Raw genomic sequence first — 15,128 nt, 5'->3', positions numbered from 1 at the left:
ATTTGTTCCATGCACTGCTTGTGGAAACTAACCATTGCTTCCTGCCTGTTGGCCATAGGATGCAAACCCTCACCCCGCGCCGGATTTACTGACGTTGCCGAATCCGCCGGAATTGAATTTACCAATGCACTGGAAGAAACAGAGCAGCAGCATATCCTCAACTTTGAGTACATGTACAACGGCGGCGGTGTCGCCGTGGGGGATGTAAATGGCGATGGCCTCGCGGACATCTTTTTCACAGCCAACCAGGGCCCGGACAAGCTGTACCTGAATAAGGGCAACCTCAAATTCGAAGATATCACGGAGAAAGCCGGTGTTGCCGGTAAGAATGTCTGGTCAACCGGCGCCTGCATGGCCGATGTGAATGGCGATGGAAACCTGGATATCTATGTTTGCTATTCCGGCAAGGGAGAACCCGCTGAGCGCGCCAACCAGTTGTTTATCAACCGCGGTGTCGTTGACGGCATTCCACAGTTCGAAGACAAGGCAGCTGCTTACGGTCTCGATGCACCGGGTACCAACAGCACACAGGCGGTGTTCTTTGACTACGACCGCGATGGCGATCTTGATATGTTCCTGCTGAACCATGCGACCAAATTCTATTCACCGTTTTTCAATACGGAGAAGCTGCGCAGCAAGCGGCACAAGTGGTTCAGCAATTATCTTTTCCGCAACGATGGCGGGCATTTCAACGATGTGTCCGAAGCAGCAGGCATTCGCGGTGGGGGCAACAACTTCGGGCTGGGGGTGGTGGCAAGCGATATCAACAACGATGGCTGGCCAGACTTGTACTATACCAATGATTATGAAGAACAGGATTTCCTGTTGCTGAACAATCATGATGGCACCTTCCGGGATGTGACCAGCCAGGCCATTGATCACATTTCACGCAACGGCATGGGATGCGATGTTGCGGATTACAATAACGACGGGCTGATGGATATCGTGGTGCTGGATATGTTGCCCGCCGACAACAAACGCATGAAGCTGCTCCGCGGACCTGATGAATATGACAAGTACCAGCAGATGGTGAACAATGGATATTTCCATCAGAACATGCGCAACACTTTACAGACCGGTATCGGCCTTGATACTTCCGGTATGCCGCATTTTTCTGAAACGGGACAGCTGATGGGCATATCCAATACCGACTGGAGCTGGAATGCCAATTTCGCTGACCTGGACAATGATGGTTATCAGGATCTATTCATCACCAATGGCTACTGGCGTGACTATACCAACCTTGATTTCCTGACCTATGCCGTTCCTGCTTACCGGCAGCAGCATGGTAAGCAGGAGCTGGGTGTGGAACTGGTGAAGGAAATGCCCGTAACGAAATTGTCCAGCTATGTGTTCCGCAACCACCCTGATTCTGCATTTGCGGATGTGACCAAAGCCTGGGGGCTGGACCTGGCGGCAGTGTCTAACGGCGCAGCCTATGCGGACCTCGACAATGATGGCGATCTTGACCTCGTCGTGAACAGTATCGGAAGCCAGGCGCGGATCTACCGAAACGACCAGGCGACGGGCCATTACCTGCGGGTGCAGCTGAAAGGTTCCGGCGGCAATACACAGGCTGTTGGTGCACGGGTAAGCGTGAAGACCGCAGGTGGGCAACAGGTTCGGGAAGAATTACCGGTACGGGGTTTCCAGAGTTCTGTTGATCCTGTTTTACATTTTGGTTTGGGAAAAGATAGTGTGGTGCAAGAACTTGAAGTGCGCTGGCCTGACGGACAGGTGAGCCGCCTGGAAAATGTGCGGGCCGGCCAGTTGCTGGTATTGGAGGAAGACAAGATGCCCGGGGTCGATACAGTTCCGGACTTTCCGCCAGTAGCAGCAAAGGCATTATTACAGGAAATTCCCGGTGCTGCCGGTATTGATTTTCTGCACCAGGAAAACAACTGGGTTGATTTTAAAAACAATTTGTTACAGCCCTGGCAATTGTCGCGACAGGGGCCAGCCGTCTGCGCAGCTGATGTGAATAAAGATGGCCTGGAAGATGTCTTCATTGCAGGACCGATCGGCCAGGCATCTGTCCTCTACCTTCAACAGAAAACGGGAAACTTCTATCGGGCAACAGAGCAGCCCTGGCTGGCGGATACGCTTATCGAACATACTGCCTGTGCGTTTGCGGACCTGGATGTTGATGGTGATCAGGATCTCTATGTAGTTGGCGGTGGATCGGAAAACGCCGATTCCACTTTATTGCAGGACGTGGTTTACTTGAACGACGGCAATGGGAAATTCAGCAGTGCCGGACCGGTTTCGCAGCATACGGTGGCCAGCAAAAGTTGTGTGGCCATCAGTGATATGAACAGGGATGGCCTGCCGGATATTTTTTTAGGCGGGCGGCTGATTCCCGGAAAGTATGGGGATGCGCCAGCCTCTTTCCTGCTGGTTAATGAAAGCAGGAAGGGACAATTCAGCCTGAAGGATGTAACGGCGCAGCTGGCGCCTGCGCTGGAGCATGCCGGCATGATCACCGATGCCCGTTGGGTGGATCTCAACGGGGATGAATGGCCAGACCTGGCCGTAACAGGAGAGTGGATGGCACCCAGGATCTTTTACAACAGGAAAGGCAAGCTCGAGGCTGATGAAACAGACAATGGCCTCCTGCAAAGCACAGGCTTGTGGACAAGCATCGTGCCTGCTGACCTCGACAGGGATGGAGATATCGATTTTATCATGGGTAACCTTGGAACGAATACGCAGTTTCATGCCAGCCCCGGTCAGCCGATGCAACTCATGGTGAACGACTGGATGCATAACGGTGTGGTGTACCCGATTATTTGTTATCCCTTTGCGGATGGCGTATATCCCTATCCGTCGAGGGATGAACTTGCCGATGCGATGCCGGTACTAAAGAAAAAATTCTATCACTACAGCGACTATGCTGTTGCGGATTATAATATGCTCTTTACGGAAGACCAGCGGAAAGGCGCCCAAAGGTATACTGCTGCGCAATTATCAAACTGCTGGATCGAAAACAGGGGAAAGGGAAAATTCGCTGTGCACAGCTTACCCTTGAGTGCACAATATGCCCCGATACAATCCGTCGTGCAGGATGATTTCGATGGCGATGGCAAGACCGAGTGGTTTTGCAGCGGCAATTTTTTCCCCTTTCGGGTGCAGCTGGGAAGGTCGGATGCAGGCAAAGGATTTATGCTGCACACCGGCAAAGGTGGCCTCCAGGTAAAAGGGTATCGGGAAACAGGCGTATTGATCAACGGTGATGTTCGCAAGCTATGCCTGGTCAAAAGGAACCAGGGTCCGGCAATACTCGTTGCGCGGAATAGCGGCCCGGTATCGTTGATACAGATGCGCCAAAAGAACAATTAAGCTCTCCTATACATCAATCTTTTTCATCATCACGTCGTCACCATCATATTTAAGATGGTAGGCAACCAGTGCGCGGTACACCTTATTGGGCGGTACGCCCAACACTTCTGCGAGTGCATACTTTCTCTTGACATCAGCGATCAGATTTTTTGAAGCGACTGATGCGAACGTCAGTTTTTCATTTCTTTTCACCTGCTTTTCGCTGAGCACCCGGTTACTCATGTTCGGAACCTTGGTGACGACAACAGCCCCTTCGTATTGTTTAAAAACCAGTTCTCCGATTTTACCGGAGAGGTTGGAGAAAATGATTGACTTGTCGCGAATAATGGCCATAAAAATTATTTCTCAAAATATAGACATTTTTCCTGAAAAGTCAGGTCCTGTTCTCTGGAATTTTTCTGTAAATTCTATAGTCATTCTATGATCATCTTCCGTAAGTAGCGGTGGATAAACTGAAAATGACCTGAAAAACAATAAAGTAATTCCCGAGAAATAGAAATAACATCGACATAAAGGTTCACCCCTGTTAAGTAACGGTGTTTGAACAGCAAAAAAATGAATGGATTGCTGGATGGCCTCGGGGTTAAACCCCTAAATGCAACCAGCTATTTAGGGGTTCATAGTTAAGATCAACCCAGGAGGGTTTGGCAAGCTGGAGAAATTATGCATGCACTTCTCCAGCCATTTCGAAATAGACCGGCGTGATTACCGGTGGGGCAAAGTTGACGCCGATCTTTTTCAGAATCGGCATGAGTGTCTCGCCAAATTTGTTGAAGCGTTCTTCTGATTCCCATACATCAACAACTACCCAATTGTTTCCCTGTTGCGCCCCTACATGGTGAAGGAGTCCATCTGGGTGTTCCTGCCCCGCTTTGCGGAGTTCATCCCAGACCTGGTCATACTGCTTTGAAGTCATGCCTGGACTGGTGAATTGAACCATTACTTTTTTCATAAATAGTTCGATTTAAAATGAAAGGAATTCGTCGCAGGGGCAAAATTATTCCAAATAATAATAGTACTCAATGCACCAACTTTAGTAATGTATCCGGCTCAGTTTATTGATTATTCCAGTTTTACCTAATCGCTTGCAACACCAGAAGGCATCTGAGTAATCTGAGCTGGCTGAATGTTGATTATTGTCGCAGTCTGACCAGGTGTAACAAAATGAATATAAAATGATACATAATAAACAGTCGTAACAGTAAAAATACTGCCGGAACAAATATTTAATATAGTAATATGTAGAATTATGGAGCTTTTTTTTGAAGGAAAGGAGTTTTTGGAAATGCAGTCCTGATCAATATAACCTGTAGTTCTTCATGAAATCGGGGCTGGATAGTATAGTGATAATCTTTGAAAATGTCAATCCGTATTAATACGGGTAGCAAATTTCAAATGGAGTTATTTCATTTGTTACCGGTAGTTGAGATCAGTCAGCTACTGTCTAACGAAACTGTTTATGCGCAGATGTCTTATCCTTGCGTATACCCTTGTCGGGGTATATGGTGCATGCCTTGGCCAGTCGCTTCCGGATCAGGAAGTTCCGGTTGGTACAGGTTTTGAAAAGGTGCTGGCATTTCCCGCAAAACTCTCCAGAAGGCTTACGGAACAGCAATCATTGATTGAGGCGAAACTCGAAAGGCAAACGGAGAAGTACCTCCGCAAGTTGCAACGTCAGGAAGCTAAAATGCGACGCAAACTTGCGAAACAGGATAGCGCACTTGCAGCTTCGTTGAACCTCGGAAGTGATTCCCTCTACGATAGCTGGAAGCAAACGCTTTCTGGTGATTCTGTAGCGACGGCGCAACTGCCAAAAAATTATTCCGGTAAGATCGATTCCATGACGACAGCGCTCAACTTCCTGCAGCGTGATCCCCGGCTTGCCAGATTACAGGGTCCCCAATTCGAAAAACTGAAAAACCAATACGGCCAGATAGGCAACCAAGTCAATCAGACTGAGCGACTCAGGCAACTGGTGCAGGAGAGGAAAGCTTTGTTGAAAGAAAAACTCGCCAACATGCCGTTAGGCAAAACCTGGAACAAGTATCAGAAGCAGGCAGTCTATTACCAGCAACAACTTGAGGAATACCGGCAGGCACTGCAGGATCCCAATATGCTGGAGAAAAAAGCATTGGAAATTTTAACGCAAGTGCCCGCTTTCCGCAAATTTTTCGACAAATATTCAGTGCTCGGCAGTATGTTCCGTCTACCCGGGCAGCTGGAAGATATGGATCCCACGGCGCTTACCAATGGATTGCAAACCCGGGATGCTGTCCTTTCCAACATCACACAGCGGATGGGCAGTACCCAGGCTGCCCAGGAGGCAATGTCCTCGGGTATGCAGCAGGGACAGGCCGAACTGGAATCGCTCAAGCGGAAATTGGATAATGCCCTGGAGAATGGGGAATCATTGGATATGCCTGGATTCAAGCCCAATGATCAGCGGACCAAATCATTTTTCAAACGCCTTGAATTGGGAACCAATCTGCAAACTGTACGGTCGAATAGTTTTTACCCGGCAACCAGCGACTTCGCGCTTAGCCTTGGGTACAAATTGAATAAGAAATCCGTGATCGGCATAGGCGCGTCATACAAAATGGGATGGGGACAAGACATCCAACACATCAAAATTACGCACCAGGGTATGGGTATCAGGACCTTCCTGGATATGAAGATTAAAAAAAGCTTCTGGTTGACCGGAGGCGGTGAATGGAACTACCGTGAGCCATTCGAAGACCTGGCCATTCTGAAATCAGTGAATCAATGGCAACAAAGTGTGCTGTTCGGCATTCAGAAGAAACAACAACTCGGCAAGTACAAATCAACCATATCCGTCCTGTATGATGCATTATGGCAACGGCAGCTTCCAAAAGGCCAGCCATTGCTGTTCAGGGTGGGATACAACCTTAAATAGTTTCAGTTAACACAAGTCTCAATCCGGTATGAAAAAAAATCTCCTTCCTATTCTCCTGACTATCTGGAGTGCAACACCAATTAAGGCCCAACTCGGTTCAGAACTTCCCAGGGTTGTGGGGCCGAGCCCGGATGTCGCTCAGCTTACAAGATTCACAGATTTTGGATTGGATTATAAGACAGGCACCCCAACTGTTGGGATCCCCTTGTATGAGATCAAGGCAGGTATGATCAATATGCCGATATCAATCAATTACAATAGTAATGGCAGAAAGGTGTTTGACGAATCCGGTGCAATAGCGATCGGATGGACACTTAATGCCGGCGGTAGCATATCGCGGGTTATAAACGGATCACCGGACTCAAAGTACATGCCGTCAACTTTCAAAACAGAATGGATGGTGAACAACAAGGATGACTATGATTATCTGTCAGATGTGTACTATGGCAATAAAGACGGTGCATATGACATCTACACCTTTAACATACCCGGAGAATCCGGAAAATTTATCCAGGAGCACACCTCCTCATTTATTGTCCGCCATTTCAAACGGACAGCCGTTAAAATAACACCGGCAAATCTGCCAAATGAACTTTGGGATGGGAAAGGGAACTACTACTATTTTGGGCAAATCGAAAAACTGTCAGGGTATGGATTTATGGGCGAGCTGAATACCTGTAATCTATTGACAAAGATCATTTCGGGTGACAAAAAGGATACGATCGATATTACCTATGTTTCCAAAACAGCAAGTGTTGCGAGAGCCTACCAGGAGTTGCTGATCAAAGACAATGTGTCGAACAACCCGAATCAGTTCAACTCACCAACTTATCCGAATATGCCTGTTTGGGACACTTATGACACAAAGGCCATCAGCGAGATTTCGTACCGTGGCGGAAAGGTCGTTTTTGTATACGATCCTGCCGCTAACTGGGGAAGAATTGATAAGATTCAGGTGTATGATAGTTACGGCAGGTTGATCCGTCAGATCCAATTCAGTGTAGGAACGATGGATTCTCCGATGCATGCCGGGCCAAATTCTAAATACAAACTCAACCAGATTTCATTTAAAACCGGTTATGGACAGGAGATAGAAAAATATGGATTCGACTACTTCTCTTCAAACTATTCTATAAGCAGCAGCCGCGACTTTTGGGGCTATTACAATGGACGAAACAATGCGACCTCGATTCCAACACTTCCGGTAATCAATGTTGCCGGGCCCATGGGTACATACAATTTCACTTCTGCGGGAAACCGGACGCCGGCTGATGCCATAACACTATCTGCTGTAGCCGGCCAGCTAAAAACGATTCAACATCCTACCGGCGGCCTGACCGAATTTGATTACGAGGCGAACTACTATAAGCAGGGCACCACAACCTATGTGGGGCCAGGCGTGCGGGTAAAGACAGTAAAGCTTACGGACAATACCGGGAACGTTCATATCAAGACCTACAAGTATGGTACGAATGAGGATGGCCTGGGATCGGTTTTAATGACGACGCCATATTTCACTGATATGTCTTACGAAAGGTATTATTTTCAAACGGGGACGGTGTTTTCTTACGACTTCTACCGGATGAGAACCTATACCTCAGATTTTAACCAGGAGCTCAGAGAACTCGTTGACAGGCCATTGATGTATGGAACCGTAACCGAGTATAATGGAACAGTAGCGGATAATGCCGGAAAAACCATTTATAAGTTTCACATCCCTTTTACCTATCAGTGGAGTACTGTAATGTATGGTGGATTTCCATCAACTCCGCCCCAGTATACATACGACTATTCCGCGTTAGCGAGCGAGCACTTTCATAAGAGTGTGATCTGGCAGTTTGACTATAGCCGAAGCGCCAAACTTGGAGGGGTGGAAATCTATAAAAGGAATACCGATGGGACTTATACCATTGTAAAATCCACTTCGAATAATTATGTGGTCAATAACCCGACAACTTACTATGGCATCTCTGTGCAGAAATTTATTGAGCTGGGTGGTGCGGGCGGAATGATCAATAACAAACCAACCAATGAAGAGAATCTGGCAAAGATTGGTGGTTACCCGATTTTCGACTGGAAAAATACCGAACTGATCCTGGGTGATGAAGTGCTGAATAATACAACGGAGATAGAAACTACTCCCAATGGTACTGTCACAACTACCACAACCTATACCTATAACGCAGCCGGACTACCGTTAACCATTGTTAAGAACGGCAGCAATAACCAGAACACTACCCAAACGATAAAGTACCCGGTCGATTTCACGGCGGATGCTGAGATTGGTACAGTGTCTACCCAGATGGTTTCAGGTAATATGCTGGGTTACCCGATTGAGACAACCACACAAAAAGGCAGTAGTACGGATTATGTGAAGAACATATTTGCTGCTTCCGGATCCAGGATACTGCCTAAAACTGTGCGGACGAAAAGAGGTTCAGGAAGTTATGAAGATCGCGTTCAGTTTGCCGGCTACGACAGCCGCGGCAATCTTTCCTCAGTGAATAAGGAAGGTGATGTGAAGAAATCCTATATCTGGAATTTTAAGGGAATTTATCCCATTGCAGAAATTACTAACGCAGTGCCGGCCGATGTGGGTTATCTGTCATTCGAAGGCGAGGAATGGAATGGCTGGCAGGACATTCAGCAGGCGAATCTTCTTTATAACCAGGGAGCAGTTACTGGGAAAACTGCCTACACCTTAAGGGGTGCTATCACCAAAACAGGTCTCACTTCTTCTCAGAAGTATAAAGTTGTATACTGGGTGAAGGGACCATCCTGTTCCGTGATGGGAACAACACCAACCTTGGTGCAAACCAAAAATGGCTGGAATTGCTATGAGCATGTTTTTACAGGCGCCAATTATTGCAGTATTGCCAACGGAGACTATCCTATCGATGAAATAAGGTTATTCCCGGCCACTGCAACGATGGTTACCCGTTCGTATGATCCCGCCTTCGGGATAACCGCCGAATGCGATGAGAATAATAGAACCGTTTATTATTACTACGATAGCTATGGACGGCTGGCTTTTATCAAGAGTGACGAAGGCAATGTGCTGAAGACATTTTGTTACAATTATTATGGCATGGGTGGTGAAGTTTGTGGTCTGTCGGGAAATACCGCACAGAGCGGCACTTTTACGCGGAATAATTGTTCGGCAGGCACTACTCCCGGACAGGCAACTTATATCGTGCCGGCAAATACTATTTATGCCAATACGGTGACGGAAGCCAACCAGCAGGCTGCGGCTATCGTTGCTGCATATGGGCAGGCCTATGCTAACCTGTCCGGAGCCTGTACACCGAATGCGATCGTGACCGGTACAAGCTATACGGCGTACTATGGGCAGTTTCATTTTACGAATACAGCCAATGGACAGGGCTATGATCTGTATGTGCCACAGGGAGGGTCTAACAGTATCACCATACCTTCCGGTTCTTATAATGTCACCTGCTCATCGAATGGCCTGAGTACATTTAATGTTAACGGTTCAACCCAGACGGGTACCAGTGTGACGTTTAACAGTGTAAGTTTCAGCTCCACAGGATATGTGAGGGTTCAATAATTAGTTTGAGCAGTAAAATAAACCCTCCAATGAAAAATATTCAACCTTCTCCCAATAATTTATTGACTATGCGTAGCCGCCATTTTGGTAGACTTTTCACTATTGTATCTGTAGTGTTGTCTGTTGGTGTTTTCCAAGTAGCCTATGGCCAGGTTCAGCCGGCAGCTTATGCCAGCACGATTGTGACGAATTCAATTAAGGCAGCCACAGCACAATCCCCTCAAACTGACCAGGCAGCGCTAAGTGGTAAGACGACAAAGGAAGTTGCAGTCGCCACTGCCTACTTTGATGGCCTTGGCCGGCCTTTCCAGGAAGTACAGAAAAAGGCAGCCACTGTGGCAGGACAGTATGTGGATGTTGTGCAACCGCACTATTTTGATACTTATGGCCGTGAGAATCTTGCCTATCTCCCCTTTGCTGCCAATACAATCGGCACGTATACCAACATCGCAGATGGTACACTTAAGCTCAATCCTTACCAGCAACAGGCGGTTTATTATGGTACCTCCAATACAAACGGTCCGTTGAAGGACCAGGCGGAAACCTGGTTCTATGGAAAAACAGACTTTGAGAACTCGCCCCTGAATCGTCCATCCCTGGTAATGCCAGCAGGAACAAACTGGGTGCAGGCGGGCAGGGGAGTAATGAAAGGTTATTCAAACAATACTACCACGGATGCTGTACGGTATTTTACCATGGGTGCTCAGGTTGTTGATGGTTTTGCTGAGTTTACATCTGTTGCCTATACTGCTGGTGAACTCTATAAAACAATTACAATCGATGAGCAGGGAAACTATAGTGTGGAGTTTACCAACAAAAGCGGACAGGTAGTATTGAAGAAAGTTCAGATCGGTACTACAGTGGATAACGGCACTGGTGCCAGTCATGCCAACTGGTTGTGCACCTATTACGTTTATGACGATTTTAACCAGCTACGTGTAGTTATCCAGCCCCGTGGCGTTGATTTCATGAATTCCAACAGCTGGCCCGCAAGTTCCGTAGCAACCATGACAAAAATCAAGGATGAGTTTTGCTTTCGATATGAATACGATTCAAGAGGCCGGATGATCCTGAAGAAAATACCAGGTGCCAAACATGTTGCTATGGTGTATGATAAGTGGGACCGGCTGGTATTGGTGCAGGATGGGAACCGGCGGACAGCCAATGAATGGTTGTATACGAAGTTTGATATTTTAAACCGGCCAATTGTTACAGGGATTTATAGCAGCTCTTCCACACAATCGCTAATTCAGGCGTCAGTAATGGGAAGCCCTATGAACCGTTACGAGTATTTTTTAACGTCGACCACCGACCAGCCGCAGTATACGCTCGTGTCAACTTTTCCCAGTTCTGTCGTCAGCTCAGTGCTGACAGCCACTTATTATGATGACTATAAGTGGACAACAATGCTGGACGGAACTTTTGCAACGTTTACTTCGACCTATAATTCAACATTATCCTCCGGAAACCTGGCGAGCTATCCTGAAACTCCGGTACAATCTACCCAAGTAATCGGGAAGGTAACTGGCGTTTGGCAGAAGACGGCTCCGGCCATCTACACTTCCTATATCTATGACGAAGACGGAAGGGTGATCCAGCAGAAGTCCCTTAATATTACCGGTGGGGTGGATATTACTACAACCATATATTGTTTTAACGGGAAAGTTGCTATTCAGGCCGTAATGCAAAAAAATGGCGGTAGTGCGCAGCAGCATGAAATCTGGACAAGGTATGGTTATGATGATCTCTGGCGGGTGACCAATATAGACAAGATGACCAAACACCCACAGGTGAATGGTGGTGCTTATTCTGCCTGGAAAACCGTAAGCCAGATGACGTACAGTGGGTCCGGGCAGCTGGCCAAAAAAACATTGGGAGCTACTTTGTCTATTGAGGACTATCAATATAATATTCGCGGATGGTTGTTATCAGTAAACAAGGATTTTGTGCCTGCAGGCGCGTCAGTGGCCAACAAATGGTTCGGCTTTGAACTGGGTTATGATAAAGCCGCACCGGATAAAGATTTTGGAACCGGCCTGTACAATGGAAATATCAAAGGGTCTGTCTGGAAGAGCAAAGGTGATGGCCAGGTACGCTCTTATACTTATGGGTATGACAAAGTAAACCGATTGCTGTCGGCGGCATTTGCAGGCGCAACCAGTGAGGATTATTCGGTAACACTAGGCACTACAGGAACCGATGCCAACAGCGCCTATGATTACAATGGGAATATTAAGCTGATGAAGCAAAATGGATGGGCAAATGGAACAGAAGGTGTTCAGCTGGATAATATTACCTACACTTACGAGCAGACGAATTACAGCAATAAGTTACAGTATGTAGCAGATGCCGGTACTGCCCAAGCCATCCGCCGGGCAGATTTTGATAACAGCAAAAATACCGGCACCGATGACTATGCCTATGACGATAACGGTAATCTTACCAAGGATTTGAACAAGAGGATCAAGACGATCACCTACAATTATATGAACCTGCCCATTCAATTGGATATAACTGATGATTTGCTCGCAAATAAGGGTAGTGTTAAATATGTTTATGATAACCTTGGAAATAAGCTGAAGAAAATAACCGAAGAACTGTCTGGGTCAGTGTCTACGCCGACTGGCTCAGTAACGACAAAAATTACAACAACGACGCTGTATTTGAACGGAGCGGTTTATGAAACTAAATTGTACGATTTGGTTCCTGCAATGAATTATAGCGATCGCCTCTTGTTTTTGGGATATGAAGAAGGCCGGATCCGCCTGGAACAGGCAACCACCGCAACCTGTCCTGTTCAACCGGTAAGATTTATTTATGACTATTTCCTGAAAGACCACCTGGGAAATGTGCGGTCGGTAGTTACTGAACAGAATGAAGCACAGTGCTACCCTTCAGCTACAATTGAAGATGCCGCCGTTGATAATGAGCGAAAATTCTTTACGATTGATGAAAGCCGCCGGATTTCGGTAACTTCCGTTGGCGCCTCTACAACTGAATTCGCACAAAAATTCTATAAAGTTCACGGAGGTGTAACCGGGCAGAATATCGGGCTTGGCATGGTATTAAAAGTAATGGCGGGAGACCAGGTATCCATGATTGCGAAATCTTTCTATAATACAGGCGGTACAACGCCAACAGTTCCATACGCGCTTGCTGCGGCAGATATATTTGGAAACCTGGTGGCTCCGGGTGCAATGGCTGCGTCAAAAATAAACTTGACCGGAATATCAGGAATTTCAGGAAATACGACAGCGGTGAATACATTTCTTAATGGCAACAATGCTGGTACGGGAAAGCCAAAGGCTTTCCTGAATTACATGATCTTTGACGAAAGGTTCAAGTACATTTCTGGTGGTGTAAGCGCTATTGGTGCAAACAATACTGCCTATACCCATAACCTGGGTACCGGGGTGATCGCAAAAAATGGATACGTCTATGTGTACGTGAGCAATGAAAGTAATATCAATGTCTATTTCGATAACCTGGCAATAACCCATACGCCGGGGCCGTTGCTAGAGGAAACCCATTATTATCCCTTTGGAATGACAATGGAGGGAATCAGTTCCCGGGCAATAGGGAAGTTGGACAATAAATTCGAATACAACGGGAAAGAGAAACAGGACAAAGAGTTTAGTGACGGCGGCGGCTTAGAGTGGTATGACTATGGTGCCAGGATGTATGATCCGCAAATTGGAAGGTGGCATGTGCAGGATATATTTTCACAAGATGCTGCAGATTGGTCTCCCTATAGGTATGCGTTTAATAATCCTTTGATTTTTGTAGACCCGGATGGCAAATGGGAATTTCAAATAAGGCAGAATAGTAATGGAGAATTTTATCTGACATTGGTCGGCCAAGAGGGAGACAATTTGCAAACTTTATCCGAACAATTGGGGTTGGATATGGAGCAATTACGTAAAGATTTCTTCATAGCTGGTGATGAGGACAATCAAGATTTCGATCCAACTAAAAATTGGGGTGAAGGGACTGAACTTAGCGGACTTGGTAGCCAACTTTCATTTAAGGGAATAAATGCTGCTTTAAATTATCAATATACGGAAGGAACCAATTGTTGGGGCACGTCATTAGATTTCGGTGAAACTGGAAAAGTCAATATTCGCGGAGGTATAGGCATGCCAACTGATGCCGATACTAGGTTGTTAAATGGTTTTAATCCTACATTAGCTCCGAAGTCCGGTGATATTGTCCGCTATGCCATGCCTAACGGTTATGCAAATACAGATTTGGATAATGATGGCAATGTAAATTCAAACAATACTGTAGAACAGCGTAAAATGAAGCTTCCTTCAAAGGGGTCTGAAAAGGGAGGTACCAGCCACTACGCTACTTTTTTATTGAAAAACAAAACTGGAGTCCAAGTGTTTACCAAAAATGGTTGGTATAAAGGGTGGCAAGTAATGTATGAAAAAGCGCTTCCTCCTTCATATGGTGGGCAAACGGGAATAGGAGGGGGCTCATCATACTTTAAAAAGAAATTAAAGTAATGACATACCGTTTAATATTAACATTAGTTGTACTAACAACATTTAGTTTGTATAAATGTAGGTCACAAACAATTTTACCACTTTTTAAATACGAAGGAGCCTATATTGATTCTATCCATAATAGAGGATTAGTAATACCATCTTTAGAATTACGAATAGATGACAAAAACAAACTCTTTCATAGCGATTCTTTAGTGTTTGTGCCTGAAGGGAATTATGAGCTTTGTATTTATGAAATTGTAAATAGAAAATATCTGCTGATTACTGCAATTAACAAAACAAATCTAGAGAGTCCTGGAATCTACATGATCGCAAAGCAGAAGGTTAAATTGTTTAAAATTGGTCAATATCAGAAATTTTGGGAACTCGATTTCAATGGAGCAAAGCTGGTTGATATTGAATGCAATGAAGTAACCTTAAGAAATTCTAATGGCACCTTTTCGGTTTTGAAATTTTGATTAGGTGAATGATATGCGAAGTGTGAAGATTGTTAAGCAGCGTAATTTGAAATCGGTTGTTCTATAACATTGGATTAATACTTTAATATTATTTTTGAATTTCTATGTATTTCGGTGGGAAATCATAATCATCTATGATTTAATAGCTCTAATTTGTTAAGACCTATTCTTATTAAACTACTAAAAAGCTTGCAGCGCAATATTTACTAAGGAGTTTCCGACTGATAGTGCGTTTTTATTTCTATCAGTTTGTTCCTATTTTGTGGGTGTAGCTTATTAGATTGGTACTAGAATTTCTGCTCTTCAATGCATTTGATTGGCTATCTTTCAAGTTGCGATAT

The 15,128-nt window shown here is 45.7% G+C and carries 7 protein-coding genes and 1 pseudogene; 6 read left to right on the top strand and 2 right to left on the bottom strand.

The genetic code is table 11. The features are described from left to right. The first annotated feature begins 9 nt into the window (after nt 1-9). Nucleotides 10-3,339 (top strand): VCBS repeat-containing protein, encoded by a 3,330-nt coding sequence (locus tag FPE01S_RS05390; protein WP_046367801.1) that lies wholly within the window; start codon nt 10-12, stop codon nt 3,337-3,339. A gap of 6 nt (nt 3,340-3,345) precedes the next feature. On the opposite strand, the gene FPE01S_RS05385 is transcribed toward FPE01S_RS05390, so the two are convergent. Continuing rightward, entirely contained in the window at nt 3,346-3,672 is a 327-nt protein-coding gene (locus FPE01S_RS05385; RefSeq protein WP_046367800.1) for a hypothetical protein, read from the bottom strand. 328 nt (nt 3,673-4,000) lie between these two features. Continuing rightward, nucleotides 4,001-4,291, bottom strand: a complete 291-nt coding sequence (locus FPE01S_RS05380; RefSeq protein WP_052955522.1) for a hypothetical protein — start codon at nt 4,289-4,291, stop codon at nt 4,001-4,003. Between the two features lie 507 nt (nt 4,292-4,798). Here FPE01S_RS05380 and FPE01S_RS05375 point away from each other — a divergent pair. The 5 genes and pseudogenes from FPE01S_RS05375 to FPE01S_RS05360 all read left to right on the top strand — a co-directional run bounded on the left by FPE01S_RS05375 (nt 4,799) and on the right by FPE01S_RS05360 (nt 14,787). After that, on the top strand, nt 4,799-6,253 hold the full coding sequence (locus FPE01S_RS05375; RefSeq protein WP_046367799.1) for a hypothetical protein: 1,455 nt from the start codon (nt 4,799-4,801) through the stop codon (nt 6,251-6,253). 28 nt (nt 6,254-6,281) lie between these two features. Further along, nucleotides 6,282-9,821, top strand: coding sequence for a DUF5977 domain-containing protein (locus FPE01S_RS05370; protein ID WP_046367798.1), 3,540 nt, complete (start codon nt 6,282-6,284; stop codon nt 9,819-9,821). 29 nt (nt 9,822-9,850) lie between these two features. Then, nucleotides 9,851-10,465: pseudogene (locus tag FPE01S_RS26410) on the top strand (DUF6443 domain-containing protein); the annotation flags it as partial. Between the two features lie 51 nt (nt 10,466-10,516). Then, nucleotides 10,517-14,329, top strand: coding sequence for an RHS repeat-associated core domain-containing protein (locus tag FPE01S_RS05365; protein WP_169749130.1), 3,813 nt, complete (start codon nt 10,517-10,519; stop codon nt 14,327-14,329). Further along, nucleotides 14,329-14,787: a hypothetical protein gene (locus FPE01S_RS05360; RefSeq protein ID WP_046367796.1), complete on the top strand. Its 459-nt coding sequence runs from the start codon at nt 14,329-14,331 to the stop codon at nt 14,785-14,787. The genes FPE01S_RS05365 and FPE01S_RS05360 overlap by 1 nt, the downstream gene beginning before the upstream one ends. The last annotated feature ends 341 nt before the right edge of the window (nt 14,788-15,128 follow it).

This window comes from Flavihumibacter petaseus NBRC 106054, from assembly GCF_000974785.1.
GTDB lineage: Bacteria > Bacteroidota > Bacteroidia > Chitinophagales > Chitinophagaceae > Flavihumibacter > Flavihumibacter petaseus.
The sequence above is the reverse complement of the archived record's forward strand: the minus strand, read 5'-3'. Positions and strand labels throughout refer to the sequence as shown.

Excerpts from the sequence above, each read along its gene's own strand:
- FPE01S_RS05390 (WP_046367801.1), top strand. The coding sequence starts at position 10 with ATGCACTGCTTGTGGAAACTAACCATTGCTTCCTGCCTGTTGGCCATA.
- FPE01S_RS05385 (WP_046367800.1), bottom strand. The coding sequence starts at position 3,672 with ATGGCCATTATTCGCGACAAGTCAATCATTTTCTCCAACCTCTCCGGT.
- FPE01S_RS05380 (WP_052955522.1), bottom strand. The coding sequence starts at position 4,291 with ATGAAAAAAGTAATGGTTCAATTCACCAGTCCAGGCATGACTTCAAAG.
- FPE01S_RS05375 (WP_046367799.1), top strand. The coding sequence starts at position 4,799 with ATGCGCAGATGTCTTATCCTTGCGTATACCCTTGTCGGGGTATATGGT.
- FPE01S_RS05370 (WP_046367798.1), top strand. The coding sequence starts at position 6,282 with ATGAAAAAAAATCTCCTTCCTATTCTCCTGACTATCTGGAGTGCAACA.
- FPE01S_RS05365 (WP_169749130.1), top strand. The coding sequence starts at position 10,517 with ATGGGTGCTCAGGTTGTTGATGGTTTTGCTGAGTTTACATCTGTTGCC.
- FPE01S_RS05360 (WP_046367796.1), top strand. The coding sequence starts at position 14,329 with ATGACATACCGTTTAATATTAACATTAGTTGTACTAACAACATTTAGT.